Genomic DNA, 26108 nt, shown 5'->3' on the forward strand with positions numbered 1-26108 from the left:
CAGGGTCTGGTCATAAGACAGTTCCGGTTACGACCAGGTTCCACTTACGGTTGAGGAAGTCAAGGCTTTCAGGAAGTTGCTCGAAAAGAGTTTTGATAGCTACTTCGCGGCAAGCTCAAAAGGCGACGCGGCCCTCGTGAAACTGTATGTACGAGGCGGACTGGGCAGCAGGGGAAAAACGGCTATTCAGGGAATTCAGAATACACTCGATTCACAGTGGGGCGCGGACAGATATAGATTGACCGGCGAACTATTTCTGGGTTATTCAGTTGACAACACTGTCACTGCAGATGTTCTCCTGCTGTTTCCGATAGCCATAGTCATTGCCTTTCTCGTGACTTTTCTCACTTTCAGGAGTGTTGCGGGTGTTCTAACACCGTCAATCAGAGCGCTCTCAAGTGTGGCGGTGACTCTCGGACCAATGGCAGTGGCGGATACTCCACTCACTATTATGAGTGCAGTTCTTCCAATTCTTTTGATAGCCATGGGCCGCCCCGACAGTATTCACATATTCAGCAGGTACAGAGTGGAGATCTTGAAGGGCTCGGTAAAGAGGGAGGCGATAATGCAGATGATGAAATCGATGATTCAGCCGGTTATGATGACCTCGCTAACCACAGCGGGGGGGTTGGTTCTCTCGCCTTCTCAAGCGTGATTCCAATGCATGAATTAGGTTATTTCAGCGTATTCGGGATTCTCTACGCTATGATATTCTCACTCTTAGCCGTCCTTGCGCTTATTAAAGTCTTGCCAACTACTAGGTTTGTGATCGCCACCTAAAGAGGACTCAAGGAGCCGCTCATAGAAAGGTTGCTCCACAGACTCTCTCTTTCAGTATCCAGACACAGAAAACCGGTGACATATCTGTCAATTCTGGCGGTAGTTGTGCGCGTTTGGAATTGCTAACTTGCAGTTCGAGTCGAATCTTTCGGAATATTTCAGGAAGGAGAGCGAAGTCTCAAAGGAAGTAGAGGCCTTTGAAAAAAAGGGTTGGTGGATCCTCCTTCCTCCTGAAAGTCGTTGATTCAAACCAGTCGGGCGGTGTACTGACACCGGCCTTCATAGATACTCTGAATGATCTGGAAAGTTTCCTGGAAGGCTTTAATATTCTCTCGAAGACCTCAACTTTTGCAAATCTGATTGAGAGCGTCTATTCTGGCCTGCCGACTCAAGTGCAGCTGAACCTTCTTAGAGGTACGACTGCGGGGACCGTTATTCAGGGCTCCGTTAATCAAGACTCGTCAAGAGCAGCAATTCACACCTACATAAGAAATACCAACGCAAGAGACATCTCCCGAACTCTTGTCCGCGTTGAGAATGGCCTTAAGGAGATACTTCCAGCGGAATTCAGCGTCACCCTTAAGGGCACACCCCCGTATTATTCAGCTTCACATGGAGAGTTTCTCCAGAAGCCAGGCGATCAGTCTCGCATTCTCGGTTCTGGTCGTATGGTCGCTTGTATCGCTAATGTTTTCTTCTCTCCTGGTGGGATCGGTGGCCATGCTACCCTTTTCTTTGCCGTTACGTTCAGTGTGGGGACCATGGGTATTCTAGGGGTCTCGCTTGATGCGGCAACTGTTCTCGTGGCTAGCATTTCAGTGGGAGTCTGAATAGATTATGCGATCCACTTCATCGAAAGAGTAAGACCAGAGCTCAAGATGGGGCTGTGTCTTCAGGAGCTTTCTAGCAAAGCTTCAAGAACCGCGGGCCATGCGTTGCTGGTGAATGCGGCGACTCTGATTTCGGGATTTGCAGTTCTCGCTTTTTCGAGATTTCTAACCGTTTCGGTATTTGGTTTGCTAGCGATTTTTACTATGGCGATCAGTTCTATGTCCACACTTGTAATAATACCGGCGATTCTTAGCTCTAGCTGACTTGAATCAAAGTTGACAGAGAAGCTCTCGAGAAAAGCAAAGTGATACGTCCTCAGGTTACTTCGGCCAGCACTACGCCCAGAGTTTTCTATAGAGTTTCTTAAGCTCCAATATACAGTCTGCAATCGTCTTGTCGTCTCCGCTCTTTCCTGCTGTTTCAAGCTTGAATCCAACTTCAGACAGCTCTTCAACGCCGTACATTCTTCCGGAGCCCTTGAGGCTGTGTCCGTCTCTGGAGATGGAGTCGAAGTTTCTTCTTTCCAAAGCGTTCTGAATATCGTCAATGGTTTTGTGGATGTGTTCCCCATATTCTTCGAACATCGCCGAGGCCTCTTCGAACGACAAGCCCATATCCTTAGCGAAGAGAGAGATGCTGTCTTGCGTATGCTTAGCCTTGTAAGATCTTGCCTGTTCTCCATCTCTCTTTTTGCCGGTCTTGTCATAGATGCCAAGATGATAGCGAACTACCTCGAGAAGATCAGACTGACTCACAGGCTTACCCAGAAAGCCGTCACAACCGGCTTCTATGGTTTTCTCCTCATCTCCCTGCATGGTATGGGCAGTCAGAGCTACTATAGGAATCTTGTAGCCCTCTTCTCTCAATACCTTTGTGGCTTCGTATCCATCCATGATCGGCATCTGCATATCCATCAGAACGAGATTGTACTTGTTGTTCCGTATCATCTCAACAGCATTTTTGCCATTGCTCGCCAGATCGACCGAATATCCTGCTTTCTCCAGCACTTCCTTTATCAACAGCTGGTTGGCCTCGTTGTCTTCGGCCAGCAGAATCCTGTACTTCTTACCGCCTGCTTTCGGAGCGAGTTCGAAGTAGTTGCCTATACTTTTCATCAGCTCCTCTTCTCTTACCGGCTTCTGGATAACTTCATCTACTCTGTCGCCGAACTGGACTTCGTCTTTGGCAGCATCCGTGATTGCGATAATTGAAGCGTCGTAGATACCATCAAGGGCAGTAAGGGCCTCGCTAGCTTTTTTTGGAGTGTCTACGATCGCAAGTGATGCTCCGAGATCCTTAACCGCTCTGGAGAGATTTGTAAGGTTCTTGACGGGTTGATAATGAATGCCGTTTCTCGTTAGCATGGAGCCGACGATAATCAAGAAATCGTCATCGTCAGATGCGAGAATGACCTTTCCGGCCACAGAGATTTCGGCTCTCTCCTTTTGTTTTGGAGCTTCTTTAGAAACCTGCGAAGGTATTCTGACGGTCACTTTAGATCCTTCCCCAACCTTACTCTCGAATCTGATCCTTCCCCCCATGAGCTCAACTATCTTCTTGGTTATTGCAAGACCTAAACCCGTCCCACCAAACTTTCTGGACATGGTTCCGTCTGCCTGAATGAATGGCTCAAATATCTCTTCCAGCTCGTCCCTGGAGACCCCGAAGCCTGTATCCTGAACGGTATATATGAGATACTTTCCATCATAATCAAGCAGTATCGAGACGTATCCCTTCTCGGTAAACTTCAGTCCGTTGGAAATCAGATTGGTCAGGATTTGCCTCATCCTGAACTCGTCACCATCCACATACTCCGGGACTCTTTCCGTTACGCTGTTTGCAAAATGCAGACCCTTAGAATAGGCCATCGGCAGGTAAGTTTCAGTAAGCTCATTGACAAGTTTCGATGGGCTGTAAGGGGAGATCATGAGGTCGAAACGGGCCGCTTCAATTTTGGAGAGATCAAGCACATCGTTGATAAGGCTTAGAAGGTGTTCACCGCTTCTATAGATAGTCTTAAGGTATTTCATCTTTTCGAGGTTCGTCTCGTCGTTCATAAGAAGCTCGGCGAACCCAAGGATAGCGTTCATTGGAGTCCGCATCTCGTGTGACATGTTCGCCAAAAACTCCGATTTCATCTTACTTGCCTGCTGGGCCTCTTTAGATACTTTTCTCAGGAGCTCGTTGGAATTCTTCAATCTGTCCAGTGTCCTCTCTATGAAGACCATGGTGTTGTTGAGTTCAGAGGCTATCTCGCCAAGCTCGTCATTCGAATTGATTTTGACTCTGGAAAACGACCCCTTCTTTATCGACTCAAATCCCTTCAGCAATTCCGAGAGGGCTTTGGATATATGAGCGTTTAGCGAGAATGAAAGTACGAAGGAAAAACCGAAGACACCCAGGACAACGATGCTGATAATTGGAAGCAGTCTGTTTCTTAGCTTGACGAGGAGGCCCTGTGATTGCAGCACATAGATATCTGCGCCCCCAATTGAGACCTTGTCCACAATGAACAGAGAACCAGACGAGAAGAAAGAGAAAGCCGGTCTGGGTTCGCTGACAGTGAAAGGTGTCTCTTCCGACCACTTCTCCTCATCCAGAACAGTCCTCACATATAATCCTGAGTCCGAGAACTCTCTCGGAATAACAAAGTAATCGCCGATTAGCAGGAAGGCAATCCCATCCTGTCCGATAAACGACGAAAGACTCTCGATATCGTTGTTGTCGAAGATAATCCCTGCGAGGTACGGAACTTCATTGCTAACTATTGTAGAGAAGTACACGAGCTGCCTTTCAAGCATCTTAAATCCGTTTCCCGACCTTTCGATCTCATCAATCTCTTCGTCGGAAAGAGCCGACCTGTTAAGAATAATCTCTCTCTCATCACCGAGTTGAACGAGAATGTCATACCCACTTTCAAGGACCTGCTCGAGAGCGTAACGATCGACAAAGAGTTTCAGATCTCTGCGCAGATCTATGAACCACTGAAAGACAGACTGTTTCTTTTCGGTTAGGTAGCTCTTGTACTCATCGGTTGCTGTTTGGATGAAAGTGATCGCCAGCAACGTTACAAGCAAAGTTAGCACCGCAAGAACGAAGAGCAGGAACTGTAGTGAGATCTTTCTGCTAAGCTTTCTCATTTACTTTCTCCGCTCTATTCTCTGAATGCGATCGTCTAACTACATCATTAGTCAACGTTGAACTCCCATTTGAAGGTTGCTCTACTTCCGTTCAGAACAACCGAATAGTAAACTGACGTATCGAGATAACTCGAAAGAGCAACTACTAGTCTATTTGAATCTATCAGAATAAATGGATCATACCTTGTAGTTTGAACAAGGAACCCTTCCCCAATTACATAAAGATCTGCCCAAACCCCATCCACAGCTTCGCCACGTTTGCATTTCCCTGCCACAGTAACATTTAGAAAGGATACTTCCGAAGAGTTCTCCGGCAGCTCAAAAAACAAGAGCCCTACTAGATCATCGATCGGAATGCCCAGTTCCGAGACGGCTTCATAGGGAATTGCAGTAACGGTTGCGGAGCTGCCGCCTTCCATCTCAAAGCCCTTAGAATCCGCACTATGGCAGCTGTCCTTGAGGCTCTCAATCGTTTCGATATTCACAGCAAGACCAACCGCTACAAGAGCAATGAACAGAACCAAGAGAAGTCTCAAAACCTCACCTACCCTATCTGGCAAAGGAAGAACTGCCTTGGTGCCATTATAGTACGTGAAGGCTGGATATCGAAAAAACAGAAGCTCTCAAACCTGAGCATCGAAGTTGAGACCCGATTTGCTTTTCGGAATATTGCAGTTTCTTATTGCTAAAGCGCAAGGCTATTCTTTGGGGCCAATCAATGAATTGAGAAATCCAACAAGCTCTTCGATTCCCACTCCGCTTGCTTCCCTCTCAATAATCTCGGTGGGAGTAAGCGATAGCCCATAGTATTCCCTGTTTGTTTCGGTGTCCTGGCGTACAATCGAACCGCCCAGTGATACACCGGCGAAGATGCCGTTACTGACTGAATAAGAGTAAATGGCAGCTTCTAGTTTGTAATCAGTATCTGCAGAGAGGGTCTTGCCCGTGGGTCCGGCTGAAATTGAGGCGCTTCCGCCAAGGGTAACGTTATTGCTTAGAAAACCTTCAATGCCCTTCTCGTTCATAATGACAAGCACCAGACCGCTCTTTTGAACGCCGGCCTGAAATCCGTAGCTTATACCGTACAGCTTGAGAAACAACGGTCCATACCAGCGGCCATCTTCTCCTCTCTTGAGCAGAAAACCCTCTCCGAACTGCCCGCCGAATCCAAGCGCGGCTTTCACCATCTCAGGGTAAATCACTATTCCGCTAGACTTACTCATCAACTCAGCAAAAGATCCACTGTCTTCCGTTTCCGAAAGCTCTTGAAGAATACTTAGGGCATTTTGAATCCTTTCTTTGGGCAAGCTTGCTCCGAATGCCATTAAAGAAGCCATAAGAATCACCACCACGAAAAGCCTTTTCAGGTCAATCCCCTCCCGAAGTATCGAGTCTACTTCACTCTAAGAAAAACCTCCTGCCTTTCCTGACCGAAGGTTACGCTAGACAATCTAAACTCTCCTTTTGAGGATATTCTTGGAACATCGGCGTTGTTGACAACAACGTTCTGATACTGGAAGTACGGCAAGTCCTGAACTATTGGGAAGAAACTTCCCTTCGAGTCGGTCACGCCATATAGAAATCGCAAGGCATCGAGTACCTCTGATTTGATCACTGCAACCGTAACGTAGCCTCCCTTAACTTCACTTTGAGGGAAGTCCTTTGAGAAGATCTCTCTCCCTTCCCCGTCGTAAACGGCAATAGTAAGCTGAGGCTTTCCTGAAACGTCTAGCTTGACCTTTCTGAAATCGATCTCACTCTCCTCAATTCCCGAAAGAGCAAGAATCTCTTCCCGAGAAAGCGATATTTGCTCTTCGGGCTGGACTGTCTTCTCTCCGCAAGAGGATACAAGAAGCATCGTCAGTGAAGTTAAGATTAGAAAGGTGACAATAAGGCTTTTGCGTATATTTTTCTTCATACTACCTCCCTCATCTTATCAGAACAGTCGGTGATCAAAAAGTCGCAGACTTCCCTGACCTTGAGGAGCAAATTCTGATCGTTCAGCGTCCAGAGTGAAATTTTGGTTCCGCCTTCACGCACCTTCCGCAACATAGAGAGGCCCTTTTCCAATCCCAAATATTCGAAGAGATCTTTATTGAGATTTACTGAGTAGGGCTTGTACTTCTTTATGACGCCCGCCAGATACTCTTCGCCGCCGACTTGGCGGATCTCTTTATCTATTATAGGTGCAATCATTGGATTGCCGAAGAACTCCTCGGTGAATGCAAGCAAACAATCATGATGAAAAGAGGAGAACATTGTTCTCTCAACCGCATCAAACCTCTTGATAATCTTTATTACTTGAGGGACGGCTTCAACGGCCTTGATTTCGACATCAATAAATGTCTCTTCGGGGAGCTCTTTGTAAACCGTTTCGAGAGTAGTTAGAGAATCAAATCCAATCAGGTCCATCTTGTCCAGTTCGTCGAGTGTCGTTTCAGATAGCTTGACATCCAATCCCAGAGTTCTCTTGAGATCGGGATCGTGATTCAAGATCACTGCGCCGTCCTTCGTAAGCCTTACGTCGAGCTCAATGCCATGTGCGCCAAAGGACAGACCCTCCTCAAAAGACTTCAGCGTATTCTCGTATCTGCCCTTCCCCATACCCCTATGAGCTAAAACCAACATCAGAATCGCCTCCAAAAACGGCATATAGCGTTGCTGAATTCATTCTACTTTGTTAGCCCAACTCAGTCAAGGCATTCGAGAAGGCAAGAACACGCCAGTTTGCTGACGCAGGTGAAGACCCACGTAAGCTTTGAAAAGACGTCCTTAGAAAGATCAGTTGCAAGTTGTCAGTTCCAAGTTGCAGGCATAAGAGCCGCTGTGCGCTTAAAAGCGGTGAACCCGCTGGTCGCTGATGAAAAACAACGTTGTCCGTCAACGGTCCGCCGTCCTCGAGATGGAGCAGTTGCAAGTTGTCAGTTTCAAGTTGCAAGACTTAGAAGCCTACGTCAGCAGACTGACTTCCCTCTCTCTCTTCTCTCGTGAGCGTAGCGAACCTCTCTATGCTCTCTTTCTCGATTGTTTTTGTTTTGCCCGTGAAGCGGAACTGGCCACCGAAGGTGACTGGCCCCTGAAGATCCGCTATACGCTGAAAGATCAGTTGCAAGTTGTCAGTTCCAAGTTGCAAAACTTAGAATAAGCCTACTCAGCAGACTGACTTCCCTCTCTCTCTTCTCTCGTGAGCGTAGCGAACCTCTCTATGCTCTCTTTCTCGATTGTTTTTGTTTTGCCCGCGAAGCGGAATTGGCCACCAAAGGTGACTGGCCCCTGAAGATCCGCTGTGCGCTGAAAGATCAGTTGTAAGTTGTGAGTTCTAAGTTATAAGCCAGGGGTTGAACGAAAACATCGCATTTCGTCATTCCGACAAAGCTACTGGTCGGAATCCTGATGCTCTTGCTTCATTGCCCTAACCAAAAACGAAGAACAGATACTCGCACTCTAGGTCATCCTGACAAGCTCTTGGTAAGGATCTCCGTGAATAATAGTACAGAATCCAAGAATCGGTTAATCCCCACTTTTGCCATTGAAGATGAAGAAAGAGATCCCGTGCACATGCATCACGGGATGACCCTGAATAGTAGTCCAAAAAAAGAGCCCCCAAACAGGAGCCCCAAACAAGAGCATTTTAGGGCAGGCTTACGGGTTATGAAGTAAGGAGTTTGTACGAGTGACATGGAGTGATAGCCTTCTCTAGCATCGCGTCATTCTGAGGTGATCCTGCTCAGAATCTCGCTCTTCACGTGATTGAGCGAACTCTCGATAATGCTCTTTCTCGCTTGATGTTATCCAAGGACTGGTCCATGATCCGGGACGTGCAACGAAGGACGGTTCTTAAGAGGTGCTGAAACAAGTTCAGCATGACGCATTGTTAGATTCTCTGAACGATCGCGATCTTCCTACATCTATTCTCAAACCTCTGACCCCGGCCTTTGCTCACAACTCGCAACTTGCAACTTGGAACTGATATTTTGCTTTTTCCAACCACACCGCTACCCGCAACCACGGTCTTACCCTCATTCATCCTTATTCGGCAGCACTTTTGCCAGGTTCGGGATAATGCCGATGGAAACCTTCTCTCCCTCGGGATAAATTTTCTTTTCGGCGGGGTTGTCTATCTGCACCAGGAGTTCTCCGTGCTCGGTTGCCACATATGATTCGAGGCTTCCACCGAGATATATGTTTGTCGTTACCTGGCCTTCAATCATTCCCTCTCCGGGATCAACGAGTTTGAGAGACTCGGGTCTGGCCATAATCACGGCGGCTTCTCCAGGTGATAATTCCGGCGAGAACTTGCCAACCTCCACTGTTTTGTCTTCAAACTTTGCTTTGCAGGTTCCATTCATCTCGAGAACCTCCACCGGTAAGAAGGCTACTTTTCCTACAAACCCCGCAACGAACTTTGAGTTTGGATCCTCGTAGAGCACGTTCGGTGAGCCTATCTGCCTTATGAAACCGTTCTTCATCACGATTATCCTGTCCGAGAGACTCATTGCCTCGACCCTGTCGTGAGTCACGTATATCGTGGTGATTCCAAGCGTCTTCTGAATCCGCTTTATCTCGACTCGCATCTGTTCCCTCAACAGGGCGTCTAGATTTGAAAGAGGCTCGTCTAGAAGCAGTACGGAAGGCTCCACGATCAGGCTTCTCGCAAGGGCGACACGCTGCTGTTGGCCGCCGGAGAGTTTCGAAGGAGCCCTCTGGGCCAGATCCTTCAAGCCGACCAGATCGAGAGTGCCCATTACTTTGTCCTTTATTTGCTTTGTGGGAAGCTTTCTCAGTTTCAGGCCGTAAGCAACGTTGTCAAAGACGTTCATGTGCGGAAAAAGCCCGTAACTCTGAAATACTGTAGCAGTATCTCTTTTGTTGGGCGGCAGAAACGTGATGTCTTCATTCCCCAGAAAGATCTTTCCCTTTGTGGGCAGTTCGAATCCACCGATCATCCTGAGCGTCGTCGTCTTCCCGCAACCAGAAGGACCCAGCAGAGTGATTAATTCACCGGGTTCTATATCGAAGTTGGCATTGTTAACGGCTATAACATCTGCCTTCCCTTTGACATCTTTGAAGACCTTGGTGACGTTTTCGATCCTAACTGAGACAGAAGTCTTTGACATCCAACCACCTCGCAAACCAATTATCAGTTTAGAGTTACGTTCTTTTCCATGTACTCGTTCTTTCGCACAAGAAGTCTCATCAGTCCGAACGCTCCGAAGACGATGATAATCAATACGGTGGAAAGAACGCTAGCCAGTCCGAATCTTATCGATTCTGAGAAGTTATATATGAGAACCGTCATGTGGTACCACTTAGCGGATATCAGGAATATGATCGCACTGACGGCAGTCATTGATCGGACAAAAGTGTATGACATCCCGGAAATGAATGCCGGACGTATCAGAGGCAAGACGATCGTCCTGAAGACCGTAGTCGAATCCGCGCCAAGATCTTGCGCGGCCTCCTCTATAGCGGGATCTATCTGCCTGAGAGTGGCCACTCCTCCTTCGACACCGACGGGCAGCTCCCTTATTATGTAGTTGATAACGATAATTGCCCCAGTTCCAACTAGAATCAACGGGGGTTTGTTGAAGGCAAGCACATATGAGATACCGATCAGCGTCCCCGGTATGGCGAACGGTGCGAGAATCAACCCCTCAAGAACCCTCTTCCCCACAAACTTCTTCCTGACGATTACCAGCGCAGCCATCATCGCTATCAGTCCGGCGAATGGTGTGGCAATTGCCGACAGGGTGAAGGTGTCTACAATCGCGTCCCTTCCTCTCTGCAGCGCTTCCGTTATGTTCTTCAGAGTGAAAGAGTAGTCTATACCCCAGTTGGCTACGAAGCAGCCGGCCACTATCGTTCCATACAGTCCGAGGATAAAGACGATGATGAGAACGATAAACGTTATGAGACCGAATTTTACAGGCTTTGAAACTAGATCGCTCAGTCTCGAAGAGGGCTTTCCAGTTACGGTCACATATGACTTCCTGCTTACCCAGAATCTTTGAACCAGGAAGGCCGTCAGTGTCGGCATGAGAAGGAGAATAGAAAGAGCAGCTCCGTGACCCAGTCTATTTCTTCCTGTGACTTCAATGTATGCCTCTACCGAGAGCACCCTGTAAGATCCCGCCAGGAGCAGTGGGTTTGCAAAGTCAGCGAGGGAGTTGGTGAAAACGAGCAGCCAGGAACTGAGAACACCGGGAATAGCCAAAGGGAAGGTGACCTTCGAGAAGGTCTTCCATCTGCTACCATTAAGGTCGAGAGAAGCCTCCTCAAGTGTAGAGTCGATTGCCTGTAGAACTCCCGAAAGAGTGAGGAAGGCAATCGGGAACATGCCGATAGTCTGTACGGCTGTAAGGCCGCCAAGTCCGTATATGGTAAAGTCTTTCAGTCCGAGTATTTGCTTTGTTATCAGTCCGTTGCTTCCAAAGAGCAAAATCAGTGACAAAGACAGGGAAAATGGCGGAGAGATTACGGGCAGAAGCCCCATAGTGCTCAGGAACTTCTTTCCTCTTATGGCCGTTCTGTTTATGACAAAAGCGAAGATGAACCCGATGATCGTGGAGAATGTAGCCGTGAGGATGCCAAGTCTTACGCTCCCCCATAGCGCACTAAGATACTGTCTGGAAGAGAGAATTGTGACCCAAGTACGCATCGAGAATTTGCCATCGGCCAGAAAGGTCAATCTAATGGCTTCAAACAGAGGATAGGCTACGAATACTCCGACCATCAAGAAAAGACCGAGAATAACATATCCCATCACGGGATCTCTGAAGAATTTCGAGATGAAATAAATGATAACGAAGACAGCGAATGCGGCTATCATAAATAAGTTTAGTAGATTTGCGTAATTCTCCCCGGCCTCTGCAGACATCAGAAATAGCAGAAAGCCCGTCATGTCGTAACGAGTTTCGTCTATCAGTGGTGCAAACACCAGCGTAACACTCTTTCCTTCGAATGAATACTTGAGGGAAGAGTAGTAGTTCTCAAGATAGTAGACGCTTTCAAACCCCTTGGCGAAGTCCTCAGAACTGTAATTCAATTCATAGAAGCTTCTCAGTTGTTCGTTCGGGGCGAAGACCTGCAGTTCATCCCAGCCGGGTACTCCGTGAACATAGATTATTTCCGCTTCGTCGAACTCCTTGTTTACTGCAGTAATCCAGTCCTCGGCAAGTTCCCTGTCTCTTGGTGCCGATTCGGCAAGAACCGTAACCAGCTGCCTTTGGTTGTCTCTAACAACCTTAAAGAAAGAGTCTTTCAATGTATCGAAGATCCAGAAAAGGGCGACAAAGACTAAAACACTAATCAACGCGAACGATAAGAGTTTTCTCCAGGAATACAATCCGATCACACCCCAAGAGTAACCTTGATTGGTGAAGCCAAAGTGAAGAAGAGCAGGAGACTAGCTCCTGCTCTGATCAACCAATTATTCTACCCCGCCGCCTATTTCTTCCGTCCAGCGATCGAGCAGTCTTTCTTTGTTCTCAGCATCCCAGACATAATTCTGGTGAACTGTCTTGATTTCTTCCATGCTGAAAGAGAGCGGATGCTTCGGAGCGATCCTTGAAACTGGTATAACGTACCAGCCTGCAATGATTGCCTGTGCCTCTTCGGTCAGTATCCAGTCATACAGCTTCTTGGCATTGACAGGATCCGGTCCGCCCTTGATCAAAGACATCGAAGCGATCTCGAAGCCTGTACCTTCTTCGGGAACGGTTATAGTAATGTCGGCACCTTCTGCCTTCAGCTTGACCATGTCATGGGCGTAACCTATTGCGAAGGGTATCTCTCCAATTGCAACGCTCTTTCCGCCTGCCGAACCGGACCTTGTGTACATCTCGATGCTTCTGTCTAGTTTCTTCAGATAGAGGAAGGCTAGATCCTCGTCCCCTCCGAAAAGAGAAATCATACAGGTGATGAGATTGTAGGCAGTTCCCGAAGTATTCGGGTTTGCAACCCTTACGAGATTCTCATACTTGGAATCGAGTATGTCGAACCAGCCCTTCGGTGGTTCAAGTCCTAGCTCAGCTGCACGACCATTGTGAGTGGCGAATGCCAGAGGTCCAAGGTAGAGACCTATCCAGTAGCCTTCGGGATCCTTGTATTGCTCGGGAGTATTTGCGGCCGCTCTGGAGAAATAAGGAGTTGTAAGACCCTTCAGCTTTGCACTGATATGATTCAGTCCCACTCCTCCAACCCATATCGAGGCCTGCGGATTCAGCTTTTCAGCCTCCATCCTTGCTTCGGCCTCTCCACCGGAGAGCCTCACCCAGTCAACCCTGATACCGGTGACTTCTTCATATTTGTCGAAAAGTTCTTTTGCCGCAAGCTCTTCAAGAGTTGTGTAAACAGTGAAAGAATCAGCGGCGAGAAGGGTTACGGAAAAGGCAACACAGATGACAGTAATCAAAACCAGAAATCTTCTCATTCAAAGAAACCTCCTTGAAAGATGTGTGATTTTGGAGAACAGTTGTCATTGTTGCGTTAGATGATGAGAACCAGAATGCTACGACTAACAAAAATTATATCATCGTATGAGTTTGAAATTGCGACGGGGGAAACCTGTACAGATATCTTTTTCGTGTTTGAGAATACATAATGGTTGTCCGTCATCGGTTCCACCGTCCTGCGGAAAGGATCCGCTGATAGCTGCTCAAAACAACGTTGTCCGTCAACGGTCCACCGTCCTCGAAATGGAGCAGTTGCAAGTTCTCAGTTCCGAGTTGCAAGCTGAATAAGAACCGGTTATCCGTTCTCGGTTCACCGTTCTCCGACAAGTGCAAGACCAGTTACAAGTGCCAAGATGCAACTTGCAAGCTCTAAAGTGAAGAAACGTCAAATGCTGTCATTCCGACAAAGCTCCTGGTCGGAATCTTGATGCTGCTGCTTCACGATTTCAACCAAAAACGAAGAACAGATCCTTGCTCTGGAACGAAGAACAGGCTTCTTCGGAGAACCATTCAACGGTGATCCGATTTTCAGTAGCTCTTTCCAACCCGCAAGCCCGAACCTCGTCATTTATTCTTCCCTTCGACTCGCAGCTACGGTCTAAGCAGCGGCCTCTTGTGTTTGAAAGGTTATTATGGGCTTTTTGAAAAGACTGGCGAGCAGAGCGTGTACCGAGGCCACAGGGATGAAGAAGATGAAAGAGAGAATCATACTGATCTCGTACCAGAGACTGCTACCTTTAACGGGTCTACCTTTGATCCTATTTGAGAGGGCTCCCCAGGCTATGCCGAAGCTGTTGCCCATCATTATCGTTCTAACTGCGCCCAATATGCCCTTGGCCTTGGATTCCCCATAACTCTGGATGAGACTCTTCCATAAGTGCTCAGATGGTTTGCCGGAAGAAGTTGCATACCCCCTGGCGAAGAGAATGGCAGGGGCTTCATCTTGTGGAAGTTCTTCAACTTCGGTGACGAAAAGCATCTGGATATCTTCTTCTTTGATTCCCTCTTTTTCGGCAACTCTGTTGTGGAAGACCGAACAAACTTCGCATCCATTTATTTCGGTAACGGTGAGCATAACCTTTTCGATTAGCTCTGTACTCAGCTCTCCGTCCCGCTTTGATCGTGACATGTGGCCCACCGTTCTGATGCCGTTGAAGAGAATCCAATATGACTCTTTCAATGAAAAGAAGCGCTTATAAAACTCTTGAGTCAATTCTTCCTCCAGGAAATCCCGATAAAACTCGAGAATATGTAATTTAAAATCATTCTATTTTAGCACTTCTCGGTAGTGCGGAGTTGATCGAGGAAATCAGACCGGCTTTCGAGATCATCTCTTGCTGTTAATTCTCACAAAATGTTCAATGGTTCTATCCCAGGTCTTCTCCTGCTCTGCGGTGAAATAGCAGGCAGGAAGTTCTCCGTTTTTCCGATGATAAGCTATGCACTCGCAGCATTTGCCCTTTCTGGGACAGCCGGGATAAGTGCAGTTGCATCTTTTCAGATTTCTTTCTACTGTGCATTCCATTTTCGTACCCTCCTTCGCACCTCTTTCATTCTATCAAACCAGAAAAACCTCCGGCCATTAATTTCTTAATGGGCAATCGATTATTCTGTATGTGAAGGAGGAGGCAGATATGAAGAGAACAGAAATGCTTTTTCTTCTTGCTTTTCTGAGTTTGGGATTGGTATTTGCAACCAGCAATGCTGGCTATGGACCCGGAGATGGGATTCCCGACGGTCCGGATGATGGTTCTGGCTACGGAGCAGGCGCTGCCTCTTCAAACTCGGAAAAGGGATTGGAAACTCCGCCTCTATAGATCGGCTCCAGTGTGAGGGGTCGGGAGCTGGAAAGGAAGAGTCCCCGAATTTCGAAGCCGCTTTTTCCCTGGATTCTTCCGATGAAGAGAGTTCAGAGTCTGCGATAGTCCACTTCATGAGAAGATTGGCAGAGATGATTCGGAACGCAGTAAGGAACTTCTTCAGAGTACGAAGCAGTTTCAAAGTAGAGCAGTAGAGCACTAGTCATAATACCCCTGTTAACCCCTAGTCCAGCCGCCGCACTTTAATACCGGGTAAGCGGCGGCCTTTTCTCAGACGGGAGTTCAAGAGGATTGGTTTTGTTGCTGGATAGAGAGACCTACAAAGTCGAAGAAAGTTTGTATTGCTCGACCATAAGGAGTATAGACTAACATAAGTCAATGAGATTCCCGGCAAATTGCTAATCTAGAAGTCTAGATGAGAAGACGGAGTGCAGGAAACCTATGCATCAGTTTTTAATCACTCTTTAATGACCAAAATAATAAGATCTATTCACTTGATCAAAACGGAGGGATGATGGTGAAACGACTAACCGCAATTGTGCTTTTCTTTCTCCTTGCTTTTGGAATTGCTCTTTCAATCAACGGCAGTGGACCGGGAGACGGGATTCCAGATGGCCCTGACGACGATGCAGGTTACGGTGCTCCTAACGACTCCTGCAACGGAAACGGCCCGGGTTACGGAAAGCTTGACTCAAATGAGGACGAGATAGTCTTTGCGGAGCTCTCTTAATTGGGTCTTCTTGAAGATTGGTTTTGAAAGGGACCGGCTCATTACGGTCCCTTTCGCTTTGAGTAAGGGATCTTCCCGGGTCGATTCTTACCTCGTTGGAATTCATCCACTATATCAACTTCTCACGCTGGCGCTATTAGAGCTACGTTTCTAAGCAAACTCTAAGGTTTAGCTAAGGATTCTCTAAGAATGCACCCGTAAACTGAGAATGTACTAAAAAGCAAATGGAGGTGTAGAAGGATGAAGAAAGTAGTTTTAATTACGATAGCGGTTCTTTTGATCGGTGGAATGACACTTGCAGTAGGTTACGGGACGAGAGCGATGCAGCGACTACAGGACACAGCTGCCTGTGAGAACTTCGTAGATGCAGATGGCGATGGAGTCAACGACAACTGCTCGAATGACGGCGTAAGAGTTATGACCAACCTCAAGGCTGAAGACGGAACAGGATTCAGACATGGAGCGGCAGGCGCAAAGGGTCCCGGACTCGGCAGAGGATTCGGAAAAGCAAGATAGCCCTAACCCCTTCAATCAAGTAGGGCCCATCTGGGCCCTTTTTTTATGACAAGGTATTGGAAAAGACCTCATGTGAGTTTACGACCATAGTTAATTGAGTCATCGATGGCCTACACAACTCTTCTCCCTCCAGATTCACTCGCTTCCAGTTTTCCCGAACATTGAGACAGGGCTCTCCAGAAGAGCGAAACAACACCTAAAATGTATATAATTCTTCTACAATGTCTAAAGTTTTGTTCCTAACAGCCTGAATGAATCGGTTTCTATCAATGTTGTCAACAAACCGCTAGTGAAGAATCTCTGGTGGAGGAGGAGGAAAGTGGCATGATAATCAGAACTCAGGATGCGGACTACAAATCCTTTACGCGGAACAGGCTAACGATATTCGAACACAGGAGAAAACCGTTACTTGATCAGCTTGAGAGAATCAAGAATGAAATCGACAAACTGAGACCTGAAGAAGAGACCAGGAAACTTCGGGGAGCGGGTGGGGTACCAGCCGCAAAGCAGGAAGAAAAACCGCTAATTAGCAAGATAGAAACCTACAGCGAAAGAAGATGTAGGGAACTTGAAGCCAAGCAGCAAGAGGTGGAGGAGAAACTTGAGGCTCTCGACATCGAAGCGGAGGATATTGAACTGAAAGCTCTTGCTGAAGAGACAGAATATCTGGATAAGAAGAAGGCTGAGTATCTCGAAGCTCTGGAGAAGGCTAAGAAGAAATTCGAAGCCGATTGGTATTTGACCAATATAGAACTCAAGTATTCGGAGGAAGATTACATTCACAAATTGCTGAAACGACTGGAATCACTGGGAGAAAGACAGAAAGAAATCAACGATCTCAGGACCTATCGAGAAAGGAAGAACAGACAGGGGGCAGTCGGCGGAAGGTTGGTTGGCGCCCCCAAAGATCAGAAGAACGATTCAAGGAGAGCAGCAGCAGATTCAACTACCGAAAAGGGGCCGCTCACTCCTCAGGATGAGGACCAGTCAACGATAATGAGAAGAAGGGGCGGCGGAAGAATTGAGCGCGACGATAAATAGATATTTTTTCTGTCGCCAGTGAAAGCATAAGAAGTTGTTCTTGTCGATTTACAAGCAGGTTGGGTTTTATCACAGAACATAATAATAATAGTGTAACAAAATACTTTGTTTTCTTTATTCTGTTTGTCTTATGGGTGATTTGTGATGAAGCGCGCTGGAGTCAATCCACTGAAGTGCACTTTTTTGATTACCGGAACGGTTAGTGAAAGCAAGGAGAACAGCAGGGGTTACTAGATGTGGAAGATTCCAGAAGGTTAATGAGAGAAGCGAAATTCATTTCTTGAGTCCAGTGTCATGTGCTCTCTTCTGACGGCGGGTTCATAGTCTTCACTCTGACTATCTTGTGCAGTCGCGATCAGAGAGAGGTTTTCTTTGCTGTAATAGCTTTGCTATCATGAAAGCCGATTATGAAAACAAGACTACAGACTGACAGTATTGCTTATCATAGCCGCGGTGCTTTCCTCCAAACAACGCCTTAAAGCTGATCTTCAGATCGGCTCCTGTTTGGCCCCGAGAAACTATATGGGCTGAGAACTATCTCTGGTTTATCTGTCGAACATCGGCTTGTCGAGACTTCCATCTTTGCTGTATCCATACTCTTCCCAGTAACCCCTGTACTTGTCGTTGCCCGACAGCTCTATCTCTTCGACCCATCGCGCCCACTTGTAGCCCCACTTGTCTTCGGCAACCACTATGAACGGGAAACCCTGGGCCGGAGGTAGTTCGATTCCGTTCAGTTTGTCGGCCAGCATGATATTTCTCTCTCTTATGTAGTCGAGAGTGAGGCTTGTCGTATAGCCATCAGTTGACTTGAAGATCACATTAGTTACCTTGTCGTCGGGCTCTGCTCTGTCAATCAATTCCACAAGAGGAATACCTTCCCAGAGCATCTTTGCTGTCCACCCCTCGACACAGTGAAGTATAACCAGCTTCTGAATGTGCTGAAGATCCTGCAACTCCGAATAAGTTAGAATGTACGGATTTTCTGCGAGACCTCCAATCTTTAGGAAGTATTCTTCTATATTCACGTACTGCACGCCCTTTATCGAGTTTTCTCTGAAAGCGCCGAGATCGTCGAGTTTGATCCCCTGATACTCCGTGACGACTACTTCTTGTGGAGAAGAGCCATTTGCACCATTGGCAACTCCTAACACGATAATGACCACTGCGACAATACCTATTAGAATGAGAACGGGTATCTTCAAGAAAAGCCTCTCCTTTTTATTTAGTATCGTTCTAATTAGATGACTTCTAAGGACTACTGGTTCAGAAGAAGATGTTATTCCAGTCAGATCGTTATCAGGAGCAGCAATTGGTCTGGAAAGAATATCTTCGAAAGGAGAGAAAAAAGAAGCAATTTGCTGACGCAGGCAAGTTCCGCTGTGCGAGGGAAGATGGCTGACGATTAAGATAACACACTGAACTCTGGGAAGAGCATGGCCCAGAAAAGCGTCTGGGGAAGCAAGGCCGGCTTCACGTGGAAGCGATTCAAAAAAGCGGCAGCCACTGACAATGGGATTGTTTTCGGCCTCTCTCGCCGCGGCATGGCACTCCAGAATTGCTTTCTTGGCTTGAGGCAGTTTAATGGTTCCGGCTAGCCAGCCTCTCGCAGCAGTCAACGCATTGCCCGGTCGGAGGTCACTCGGATAGTGCTTACTCCAGAGCGGCAACACAACTTCTTCGGAGTACTCAACTGCCCAGTATGCGAGCGTCGCCTTACTCTGAGTTTCGATCTGTCTCATGAGTGACTGAATATACGGAGCATCCCAGTCATTGAGCATCTTTCTAACTTTTGGCATACTAATCCTCCGCTAGTGATGGCTCTCTTTTTCATTGCACCATTTCGCGATCTCCACTATCAGCTCAAGAAGAATAGTTTTGTCATAGTGGAACTGTACAGCACCTTTGCTTGTTCTGTAATGACTTAGTTTATCTGCAAAGTGTGCGATTGCCTCTTCTCCTGGATAAATCCCCATGTGGTTCTTAAAAGAAGTGAAGTGGATTATGTTCCTCTTCTTCCAGAAGGTGGGCATCCTCCAAGATATTCTCTCTTCCGAACCCGGAAGCACCTCTCTGAGGGCATCCCTAACACTCCTCAGTAGCGATTGAACACCTTCGGGCTGCATGGTGATATACTCGTCAATCGTCTCTGGCGGTTCAATGCATGCATGTTTCTGATTGTGTTGTTCGAACTGGCGTCCGCACTCAGGGCACTTCCACATGCTTCATTCGCCTCTTTCCATAACGGTGACTTTTACGGTGTCACCAGGTTGCTTCCCGATAGTCTTTGTGATGGCCTTTCGAAGACCAATGATGTAACACACCGACGCGTCATCCTTCTTTATTCCCATGTTGACAACGCTACCATCGTAAGGCTCGCCGTCAAATGTTGCGTGGACTTTCAATCTGCCCTTTCCGAACTCCGACTTGAGGTCATACGGAAATTCAACATACGCCCCATCTATGTTCGGAATCCTTCTTATGACTGCCTCATATACGCAGGTCTTTGATTTCACGAGAGCCCTCCTTGTGCACTAACCATTTTCCTCAATAAAACTCTTACAGGCAAGGAAGTAATATAGTGAGATTTCAGAGTAGGAGATCACATTTGTTATCGCGTTTCTCAAAGTACTCCTGACTGACGCCCCAAGAATAACCGGACTAGAATGAGCAAGCACAGGTCAAGATGAAGCAACCCGTTACTTCTATGATATCCATTTTATTCTTGAAAGTGTGGATATCTCAGTTAAGCGTTCAGGTAAAAATCTCTGAAAGCAGCTCCCCCTCATTGCAAATCCATCGCTAATTCTCGGTGGGTATTCTGAATCCAAAACATTGTCCCAGGTTCTTACGGCTGATCTCACTTCTGAAGAAAGTATTCGATGATTGGAATGATGCTCGAGTAGTGCCTGGCATAAGATTGCATAAAAATTAGGAGTGATCGAAGAGGCAAAAAAAGGGAATCGCAGGACACTCGTATAATGATTATATCAATAGATTAAGTGATATGATAATGTCAAATGATTTTCCATTCAGAATGGGAGGTGTTACATGAGAGGATTCGATGAACTCAGGTATATCCGACCGACTCTAGTGATATTTGTCTTTCTCGTTACCGTCTTTCTTATGCTTATGCCGTACCACGTCTTTCAAAATGAAGCAATAAACTATACTCAGAAAATCTATTCGGGAATCTTTGAGACATCTGTCGAAAATCTGGGATCTGCTTTGTCTCTGGGATATTTCCAGTGGAATGCTATGTACAACGCCGTTTTGTCGAAAGACGAAGTCTTCATCGAAGAGATGCTCCAGGAGATCCAAAATGAGTTCCCAGCAGTGAAGTCGGCCAGGCTCATAAGCAGACCGTCAGAGATACCGGTTAAAGATGTGTACAGAGTATCTGCCTTAGAGCAGGAGCTTTATCTCTACTTCAACGTCTACGACAGCCATATGGAGAATGAGATATCCGATGCAGTCGTGATTGCCAGCATAGACAAGAATTTCTTGCTTTCAGAGATGAATCTCGATGGCAGAATCACCTTCTCACCAGGCGGATCGAAGAGTTTCGCCTACGGTCTGAGAACCGAAATAAAAGGATATGATCTTACCAGGTGGATGATTCTACATTCCGTGGCGGCCGGGATAATTGGCGTCTTGTTCATGATGGAAGTGCTGGCGCTCGGTCTTTCCAGGTACTACGAGATGAGTGGTCTTCAGGAAATCATGTATTTGTGGGAAATGGAAGATTCCCACACCGCCTTTCACTCCAGAAATGTGGCGAAAATCGCTGAGTGTTTGGGCAAGAGTCTTGGATTGAGAAGGAAGAAAATCACGGAGCTAGTTAACGGTGCAAAGCTTCATGATATTGGTAAGATGGGCATTTCAGCTAACATATTGAGAAAGCATGGCCCTCTTGATGAAATTGAAAAGGAGGTAATACGCAATCATCCCCAGCACGGTAAGGAAGTTCTCCAACATTTCAAATACCTGGAGAGATTCGTTCCTTACGCCTATCTACACCACGAAAGAGAAGACGGTTCCGGTTATCCCCAGGGTTTAAAGGGAGATGAGATACCGCTCGAAGCAAAGATTCTGGCTGTAGCAGATGTGTTTGAGGCTCTCACGGCAGATAGGCCCTACAGGACCGCCTATTCTTTTGCTCAAGCTGTGGACATGATGACAGAAATGCCTCTAGATCAGGATATAGTATCCAAACTGAAAAGTATCCTTCCGGAACTTGAGAACGAGCTTTGCGGGAGGAATCCGCGTAAGTGCGGGATCATCGGAAGTCAAACTTGACTTGCCGGACAACTTCGCCAAATGTTATGTGACGAAAACAATCAAGATACTCTTTTGCTTGTGACCCAAGCCTCGTGACGGGAATGGATTTCACGGTTGGTTCTTCTGTCTGCAAGACGCCTAAAATCGTGACCTGCAAAAGATTGACTCAACACAAAAGAGAAGCATAAAATAAGAGACGCGGTGGTGAAAATCACAGTTTCCAGAGTTATCCCGATTTTGGTCGTAAGGCTTGTTATCACGGTAATAGCGATATTCGTTCGTGAATTTACAATAGTCATGCACAATACCTAGAAACCGGCCATTCTTCAAAGGTGCATTTCTTTCGTTGTGACGGACAATGAAAACTTTTTCGGCAATGTATTTTCCCGTCTCTATCGCTTCTTTATTCGAACACAGTTGACTGTGAAGTATGGTCGCAATTTCTTGGTGAAGAACATGAAGCCAAGCCTTTCTGTAAATACAATCCCCACAGAAACAAAACTCCCGGAGCAACCGCCCCCCTCTTACTCAAATCGTCCTTAGACGAGAAATAGAATACAAAGGCTTTTATCGGCGGTTTTTCAGAAGGAGTAAGTGAACTCAGGTCTATATCTCGCGAAGACACGTCTCTTCATTGCGGGAGATCTGGAGCGGGCCAGTTCTCATTCAAATTAACACCGCATCATGAGAGCAGAAGCAGGACCTTTACTGAACACTGCTGATGACTGTCACTGGCAGTTCTAAAAGCCTTAGGGCTAATGAAGCAGTGGTTTTAGATCGCCGAAAAACTGACGCAAAAACAAACAAGCCTCCCAATGGGAGGCTAGGTTTTCTTTGATCAAAGCGCTTCATACACGCAGGTAGGCACTAAATGTTTGGTGGCGGCGGTCAGAATCGAACTGACGACTCTGCGGGTATGAACCGCATGCTCTAGCCAGCTGAGCTACACCGCCTGATAATGGTAGCGGGGACAGGATTTGAACCTGTGACCTTTGGGTTATGAGCCCAACGAGCTACCAGACTGCTCCACCCCGCACCGAGTATATATCTACTTGCTATATTCTATATATAAATGACCTGCTTTCCTTGCTTCCATGGTGCCGGGGATGGGAATCGAACCCACACGGAGCCTTCGCTCCAACGGATTTTAAGTCCGTTGCGTCTGCCTGTTCCGCCACCCCGGCAACCGTACACAATGATAACACCAGTGCATTTCATTGTCAACCAGATTCAGAGCTCGACTGTCTGAAGATTCGATGGTATCTGAATCTCAAACTCATACTGGAGTTCTTCGGCAAGGTTTTCCAGCGCTCCCTCGTCACCGTGAACATAGATCAGTTTTTCTGGTTGGAGTCTTCTGGGGAGGTCAAGAAGCTCCTGGTAGTCTGCATGCCCAGAGAAGTTGAAGATATCTATATTCTTAGTTCCAATCTCAACCGTCTCTTCTCCCAGGGCGACTTGTGCATCGCCTCTCTTACTTGCTTCAAGCACCCTGTAACCATCTGATTCTGGACTCTGATAACCCATGAAGAAGATTCCGTCTTTGCTGTTCGGCAACATCTGTTTGGCGAAGATATACGATAGAGTATCTTCAACAAGCATTCCGGCCGAAAGGACAAGGAGCGCCGGCTCTTTCGAAAAGAGCAGTCTCTCAATGGCCTTGGGTGCCACAGTCACATTTTGCTGGAAGTTCTTCATGAACCACTTTCTATCCTTGTCGCTAATGCGCTCGTAATTGCTCATGTAGAGATTACTGAGTGAGGCTACCATTCCATTTGTGTATATGGGAACGGAGGGGATCTTGTTCTTTTCCATCAGCCTTAGAAGCATGTAGATTGCTTCCTGGCCTCTGCCAAGGGCAAATACAGGCATAAGAACCCTGCCGCCGTTTTCCAGTACGCGTTTCACTGACTTGCTGAGTCTTTCAATTTCGCTGTACCTTGTTAGAAGCTGATTTTCTTTCGAGCCGTAAGTTCCCTCTGAGATAAGGGTTTCCACCTTTTTTGGTAACTGGGCCGGTGGGATAGTAAGCTGCTGCGAAAGTGATATGTCTCCAGAGTAGAGAATTCTCTTTCCCTTACGCTCAAGAAAGATCGAGGCAGCTCCCATTACATGACCCGCTGGGTAGAGTGCCACGTCCACTTCATTGTCAATTGAGTACCTTTGAAAATACTCCATCGGAAATATTCTTCTCTTCAGCTCGTTAACTTCGCCGTGACTGTATAGTATAGGTTCAACGCCGTCTTTGGCGTTCTTCTTCTTCATTACTTCGACTGAGTTCTGAAGTATTCTTAGAGCTAAGCCTTTATTCTCTTGAGTCATCAGGATTGGCGCATTTGGCCATCTTTGAGATATGTAAGGTAGAGAAGAGAGATGGTCGTAGTGGGAGTGGGAGATCATTATCACATCTAGATCGTTTATGCTGTCAATTTCAGGTAGCGACTCGTAGCCTTCCTTTACTGGGTGTCTGCCTGCATCAATCAGGATATTCTTTCCGTCCAGACTAAGGAGATAGGAATTCGCGCCTATCTCGCGGCCGCCACCAAGCGGCGTAAGTGTCATTACAGTTTCCTCCTTCTTTCTACAATTCTAACAAAAACCAAAAAAATTAGCTTGAACCGTATTCTGATACAATTGCTTTGTCAAAAAGGGGTGATCTCATGGAACAAGACTGGACTATTATACTCGACTTCGCTTACCTTTCCATCCTTATAGGTGTCGCTTCCGTTCTGAAGAGGTTGATTTCTCCCTTAAGCAAGGTTCTCATTCCAAATGCAGTTATTGCCGGTTTTCTCGGGATTCTCTTGGGGCCGGAGGTTATGAAGATAATCCCCTTCTCTTACGATAGACTTGGAAACCTTGTCTATCACTTGATGGCAATTGGCTTCATCGCGATCGCGCTGAAGAGAACGAGACGCTCCACTACTAAGTCTTCTGTCAATACCGGCTTTCTTATCAGTATGTCTTATGCTCTTCAGGGATTAGTGGGGTTCATCATTGGTATCGCACTTGTAGGATTATTCTTCAAAGATCTCTTCCCACCCTTTGGTCTTCTATTAGCTCTGGGATTCGCTCAGGGCCCTGGACAAGCCTATTCGCTGGGTAGTCAGTGGGAAGCGCTGGGCTTTACAGGCGGGGGAGCCGTGGGCTTGAGCGTTTCAACATTAGGCTTTCTCTGGGCGGCCTTTGGCGGAATAGTGATGTTGAACACAATGGTGTATAGAAAGAGACAGGTGGGAATTCAGATCGAAAGACCTACTGTTAAGAAAAGGGTAGAGGCAGTGATAAAGGACTTCGAATTCTCAGACATCGACGGATTCACGATTCAAGCTCTAGCCGTTGGTGTTGTCTATCTTGTTACCTACCTGTTCTTGAAATGGTTCACGGCCTTGATCGGCGGGCTAGGTACGTTCGGAGAGACGTTCGCCCAGGTTTTATGGGGCTTCCATTTTGTGATCGGAGTTCTTTTCGCAATGGCCTTCAGAGCGATATATGAGAGGGTGAGGAAGTCAGAGAAATATGAGATCGAATATATGAACGACTTCCTACTTCAGCGTATCGGCGGGGGCGTGTTCGACTTCATGGTAGCGGCGTCGATCGCTGGGATCTCTTTCTCAGTAATACAGGAGTACATTTGGCCGGTAATAATTCTCACCTCGGTAGGCGGACTCTTCATTGCCGGCTACACGATCTGGTTTGGAAAAAGGATTTACGGGAAAGCGCCTCTGGAACACATAGTAACATTCTTCGGAATGCATACCGGTACACTCTCGACCGGGATGGCGTTGCTCAGAGAAGTCGACCCGACATTTGAGACGGGAACCGCCGAAGACATGGTCTTCGGAAGTGGGCTTGCGTTATTCTTGGGCATTCCGATGCTGATACTGCTTAACATACCTATTCTCGGCTACAAAACCGACCAGCCTATATACTACCTGTACTTCATTCTTGGTCTGGCAGCTTATATCGGGGCGATGTACTTCTTCTGGTTCAGAAAAGCAAAGATAAGAAGCAGAGAAAAGAAGAGGTAAGTGGGCAAAGAGCCGCTGAGAAGAGTCGTTATCGGTCAGCGGTTAACCGTACTCAGGAGAACACAGCTGCAAGTTGTCAGTTCCGAGTTGCAAGCTGAATAAGAACCGGTTATCCGTTCTCGGTTCACCGTTCTCCGACAAGTGCAAGACCAGTTGCAAGTGCCAGTGTGCCAAGAAGGCGAAGAAGGAAACTTCAAGCCATGCTTAATCGAAGATGAGGGAGGGCCCCTCGAAGCCGCCATGCAGGTGGAGGCTTCAAACCACCGTAAGCTGCTGTGGTAAAGAGCCATGGTAGTGAACGTTACGGGAAAAGGCGGGACAGTGATCCCGTCAGGTGAGTACCAGAGGAGACGAATACAAGTGAACCACCGTGAACGTGTCGTAACAACTACTAGTGTCATCTAAACCGGGGGGTGCAACTATCCCGGGATAAGTCTGGAGGAAACCTGCTTACTGTCCAGATGGTGACAGGCCTATAGGTGGCG

Annotated in this window: 24 protein-coding genes and 3 tRNA genes; 10 read left to right on the forward strand and 17 right to left on the reverse strand. The window is 47.0% G+C overall.

The features are described from left to right. The first annotated feature begins 76 nt into the window (after positions 1-76). The 3 genes from RJ60_RS00380 (at position 77) to RJ60_RS15365 (ending at position 1874) form a co-directional block, all read left to right on the forward strand. Positions 77-655: an MMPL family transporter gene (locus tag RJ60_RS00380; RefSeq protein WP_099831016.1), complete on the forward strand. Its 579-nt coding sequence runs from the start codon at positions 77-79 to the stop codon at positions 653-655. Positions 656-977: 322 nt separating this feature from the next. Next, entirely contained in the window at positions 978-1610 is a 633-nt protein-coding gene (locus RJ60_RS00385; protein WP_102819070.1) for a hypothetical protein, read from the forward strand. A gap of 12 nt (positions 1611-1622) precedes the next feature. After that, complete coding sequence (locus tag RJ60_RS15365; protein ID WP_258006136.1) at positions 1623-1874, forward strand: MMPL family transporter; 252 nt, start codon at positions 1623-1625, stop codon at positions 1872-1874. 72 nt (positions 1875-1946) lie between these two features. On the opposite strand, the gene RJ60_RS00395 is transcribed toward RJ60_RS15365, so the two are convergent. The 5 genes from RJ60_RS00395 to RJ60_RS00415 form a co-directional block, all read right to left on the reverse strand. Further along, a complete protein-coding gene (locus RJ60_RS00395; protein ID WP_099831018.1) occupies positions 1947-4751 on the reverse strand; it encodes a response regulator in 2805 nt (934 codons plus the stop codon). 47 nt (positions 4752-4798) lie between these two features. Beyond that, on the reverse strand, positions 4799-5287 hold the full coding sequence (locus RJ60_RS00400) for a hypothetical protein (protein ID WP_099831019.1): 489 nt from the start codon (positions 5285-5287) through the stop codon (positions 4799-4801). Positions 5288-5449: 162 nt separating this feature from the next. Next, a complete protein-coding gene (locus RJ60_RS00405; RefSeq protein ID WP_243392457.1) occupies positions 5450-6088 on the reverse strand; it encodes a lipid-binding SYLF domain-containing protein in 639 nt (212 codons plus the stop codon). Positions 6089-6144: 56 nt separating this feature from the next. Next, positions 6145-6669 (reverse strand): hypothetical protein, encoded by a 525-nt coding sequence (locus tag RJ60_RS00410; protein WP_103133766.1) that lies wholly within the window; start codon positions 6667-6669, stop codon positions 6145-6147. Continuing rightward, a complete protein-coding gene (locus RJ60_RS00415; RefSeq protein WP_103133767.1) occupies positions 6666-7379 on the reverse strand; it encodes a glycerophosphodiester phosphodiesterase family protein in 714 nt (237 codons plus the stop codon). Before RJ60_RS00415 ends, RJ60_RS00410 begins: the two co-directional genes overlap by 4 nt. A 232-nt stretch (positions 7380-7611) precedes the next feature. On the opposite strand from RJ60_RS00415, the gene RJ60_RS15370 reads away from it, so the two are divergent. Next, on the forward strand, positions 7612-7896 hold the full coding sequence (locus RJ60_RS15370; protein WP_146028878.1) for a hypothetical protein: 285 nt from the start codon (positions 7612-7614) through the stop codon (positions 7894-7896). A gap of 874 nt (positions 7897-8770) precedes the next feature. On the opposite strand, the gene RJ60_RS00425 is transcribed toward RJ60_RS15370, so the two are convergent. The 5 genes from RJ60_RS00425 to RJ60_RS00450 all read right to left on the reverse strand — a co-directional run bounded on the left by RJ60_RS00425 (position 8771) and on the right by RJ60_RS00450 (position 14729). Continuing rightward, entirely contained in the window at positions 8771-9868 is a 1098-nt protein-coding gene (locus tag RJ60_RS00425) for an ABC transporter ATP-binding protein (protein ID WP_099831025.1), read from the reverse strand. Between the two features lie 23 nt (positions 9869-9891). After that, complete coding sequence (locus RJ60_RS00430) at positions 9892-12105, reverse strand: iron ABC transporter permease (protein ID WP_099831026.1); 2214 nt, start codon at positions 12103-12105, stop codon at positions 9892-9894. Positions 12106-12180: 75 nt separating this feature from the next. Beyond that, positions 12181-13182 (reverse strand): ABC transporter substrate-binding protein, encoded by a 1002-nt coding sequence (locus RJ60_RS00435; protein WP_099831027.1) that lies wholly within the window; start codon positions 13180-13182, stop codon positions 12181-12183. Between the two features lie 620 nt (positions 13183-13802). Then, on the reverse strand, positions 13803-14333 hold the full coding sequence (locus RJ60_RS00445; RefSeq protein ID WP_243392458.1) for a carboxymuconolactone decarboxylase family protein: 531 nt from the start codon (positions 14331-14333) through the stop codon (positions 13803-13805). Between the two features lie 198 nt (positions 14334-14531). Continuing rightward, positions 14532-14729 carry a DUF6485 family protein gene (locus RJ60_RS00450; RefSeq protein ID WP_099831030.1) on the reverse strand — a complete coding sequence of 66 codons (198 nt, stop codon included), beginning with the start codon at positions 14727-14729 and terminating at the stop codon, positions 14532-14534. A gap of 109 nt (positions 14730-14838) precedes the next feature. Here RJ60_RS00450 and RJ60_RS00455 point away from each other — a divergent pair, with 109 nt between their 5' ends. The 4 genes from RJ60_RS00455 to RJ60_RS00470 all read left to right on the forward strand — a co-directional run bounded on the left by RJ60_RS00455 (position 14839) and on the right by RJ60_RS00470 (position 17311). Continuing rightward, a complete protein-coding gene (locus RJ60_RS00455) occupies positions 14839-15021 on the forward strand; it encodes a hypothetical protein (RefSeq protein ID WP_099831031.1) in 183 nt (60 codons plus the stop codon). Positions 15022-15538: 517 nt separating this feature from the next. After that, positions 15539-15754, forward strand: coding sequence for a hypothetical protein (locus tag RJ60_RS00460; RefSeq protein ID WP_243392459.1), 216 nt, complete (start codon positions 15539-15541; stop codon positions 15752-15754). A gap of 240 nt (positions 15755-15994) precedes the next feature. After that, on the forward strand, positions 15995-16270 hold the full coding sequence (locus RJ60_RS00465) for a hypothetical protein (RefSeq protein ID WP_099831033.1): 276 nt from the start codon (positions 15995-15997) through the stop codon (positions 16268-16270). A 324-nt stretch (positions 16271-16594) separates the two neighbouring features. After that, entirely contained in the window at positions 16595-17311 is a 717-nt protein-coding gene (locus RJ60_RS00470) for a hypothetical protein (RefSeq protein ID WP_103133769.1), read from the forward strand. A 545-nt stretch (positions 17312-17856) separates the two neighbouring features. Here RJ60_RS00470 and RJ60_RS00475 read toward each other — a convergent pair. The 3 genes from RJ60_RS00475 to RJ60_RS00485 are packed head-to-tail and all read right to left on the reverse strand — an operon-like array spanning position 17857 to position 19827. Beyond that, entirely contained in the window at positions 17857-19110 is a 1254-nt protein-coding gene (locus RJ60_RS00475) for a molybdopterin-dependent oxidoreductase (RefSeq protein WP_103133770.1), read from the reverse strand. 12 nt (positions 19111-19122) lie between these two features. Further along, positions 19123-19533 carry an iron chaperone gene (locus RJ60_RS00480; protein ID WP_099831036.1) on the reverse strand — a complete coding sequence of 137 codons (411 nt, stop codon included), beginning with the start codon at positions 19531-19533 and terminating at the stop codon, positions 19123-19125. Positions 19534-19536: 3 nt separating this feature from the next. Further along, positions 19537-19827, reverse strand: a complete 291-nt coding sequence (locus RJ60_RS00485; protein WP_099831037.1) for a DUF1905 domain-containing protein — start codon at positions 19825-19827, stop codon at positions 19537-19539. Between the two features lie 535 nt (positions 19828-20362). Between RJ60_RS00485 and RJ60_RS00490 the strand changes: the two genes are divergently transcribed. Continuing rightward, positions 20363-21610 (forward strand): HD-GYP domain-containing protein, encoded by a 1248-nt coding sequence (locus tag RJ60_RS00490; RefSeq protein WP_103133771.1) that lies wholly within the window; start codon positions 20363-20365, stop codon positions 21608-21610. A gap of 858 nt (positions 21611-22468) precedes the next feature. Here RJ60_RS00490 and RJ60_RS00500 read toward each other — a convergent pair. The 4 genes from RJ60_RS00500 to RJ60_RS00515 all read right to left on the reverse strand — a co-directional run bounded on the left by RJ60_RS00500 (position 22469) and on the right by RJ60_RS00515 (position 24154). Beyond that, positions 22469-22545: transfer RNA gene (locus tag RJ60_RS00500), tRNA-Met, on the reverse strand. Between the two features lie 6 nt (positions 22546-22551). Next, positions 22552-22628: transfer RNA gene (locus RJ60_RS00505), tRNA-Met, on the reverse strand. A 59-nt stretch (positions 22629-22687) separates the two neighbouring features. Next, positions 22688-22776 (reverse strand) — tRNA-Leu (locus tag RJ60_RS00510). A 46-nt stretch (positions 22777-22822) separates the two neighbouring features. Beyond that, positions 22823-24154 (reverse strand): MBL fold metallo-hydrolase, encoded by a 1332-nt coding sequence (locus tag RJ60_RS00515; RefSeq protein WP_103133772.1) that lies wholly within the window; start codon positions 24152-24154, stop codon positions 22823-22825. Between the two features lie 98 nt (positions 24155-24252). On the opposite strand from RJ60_RS00515, the gene RJ60_RS00520 reads away from it, so the two are divergent. Continuing rightward, entirely contained in the window at positions 24253-25623 is a 1371-nt protein-coding gene (locus RJ60_RS00520) for a sodium:glutamate symporter (protein WP_103133773.1), read from the forward strand. The last annotated feature ends 485 nt before the right edge of the window (positions 25624-26108 follow it).

It is taken from the genome of Mesotoga sp. B105.6.4 (assembly GCF_002896535.1).
In the GTDB taxonomy this organism is placed as follows: Bacteria; Thermotogota; Thermotogae; order Petrotogales; family Kosmotogaceae; genus Mesotoga.

Excerpts from the sequence above, each read along its gene's own strand:
- RJ60_RS00415 (WP_103133767.1), bottom strand. The coding sequence starts at position 7,379 with ATGTTGGTTTTAGCTCATAGGGGTATGGGGAAGGGCAGATACGAGAAT.
- RJ60_RS00435 (WP_099831027.1), bottom strand. The coding sequence starts at position 13,182 with ATGAGAAGATTTCTGGTTTTGATTACTGTCATCTGTGTTGCCTTTTCC.
- RJ60_RS00480 (WP_099831036.1), bottom strand. The coding sequence starts at position 19,533 with ATGTGGAAGTGCCCTGAGTGCGGACGCCAGTTCGAACAACACAATCAG.
- RJ60_RS00475 (WP_103133770.1), bottom strand. The coding sequence starts at position 19,110 with ATGCCAAAAGTTAGAAAGATGCTCAATGACTGGGATGCTCCGTATATT.
- RJ60_RS00425 (WP_099831025.1), bottom strand. The coding sequence starts at position 9,868 with ATGTCAAAGACTTCTGTCTCAGTTAGGATCGAAAACGTCACCAAGGTC.
- RJ60_RS00520 (WP_103133773.1), top strand. The coding sequence starts at position 24,253 with ATGGAACAAGACTGGACTATTATACTCGACTTCGCTTACCTTTCCATC.
- RJ60_RS00395 (WP_099831018.1), bottom strand. The coding sequence starts at position 4,751 with ATGAGAAAGCTTAGCAGAAAGATCTCACTACAGTTCCTGCTCTTCGTT.
- RJ60_RS00465 (WP_099831033.1), top strand. The coding sequence starts at position 15,995 with ATGAAGAAAGTAGTTTTAATTACGATAGCGGTTCTTTTGATCGGTGGA.
- RJ60_RS00460 (WP_243392459.1), top strand. The coding sequence starts at position 15,539 with ATGGTGAAACGACTAACCGCAATTGTGCTTTTCTTTCTCCTTGCTTTT.
- RJ60_RS00490 (WP_103133771.1), top strand. The coding sequence starts at position 20,363 with ATGAGAGGATTCGATGAACTCAGGTATATCCGACCGACTCTAGTGATA.
- RJ60_RS00410 (WP_103133766.1), bottom strand. The coding sequence starts at position 6,669 with ATGAAGAAAAATATACGCAAAAGCCTTATTGTCACCTTTCTAATCTTA.
- RJ60_RS00470 (WP_103133769.1), top strand. The coding sequence starts at position 16,595 with ATGATAATCAGAACTCAGGATGCGGACTACAAATCCTTTACGCGGAAC.
- RJ60_RS00450 (WP_099831030.1), bottom strand. The coding sequence starts at position 14,729 with ATGGAATGCACAGTAGAAAGAAATCTGAAAAGATGCAACTGCACTTAT.
- RJ60_RS00405 (WP_243392457.1), bottom strand. The coding sequence starts at position 6,088 with ATGGCTTCTTTAATGGCATTCGGAGCAAGCTTGCCCAAAGAAAGGATT.
- RJ60_RS00455 (WP_099831031.1), top strand. The coding sequence starts at position 14,839 with ATGAAGAGAACAGAAATGCTTTTTCTTCTTGCTTTTCTGAGTTTGGGA.
- RJ60_RS00445 (WP_243392458.1), bottom strand. The coding sequence starts at position 14,333 with ATGTCACGATCAAAGCGGGACGGAGAGCTGAGTACAGAGCTAATCGAA.
- RJ60_RS15370 (WP_146028878.1), top strand. The coding sequence starts at position 7,612 with ATGAAAAACAACGTTGTCCGTCAACGGTCCGCCGTCCTCGAGATGGAG.
- RJ60_RS00515 (WP_103133772.1), bottom strand. The coding sequence starts at position 24,154 with ATGACACTTACGCCGCTTGGTGGCGGCCGCGAGATAGGCGCGAATTCC.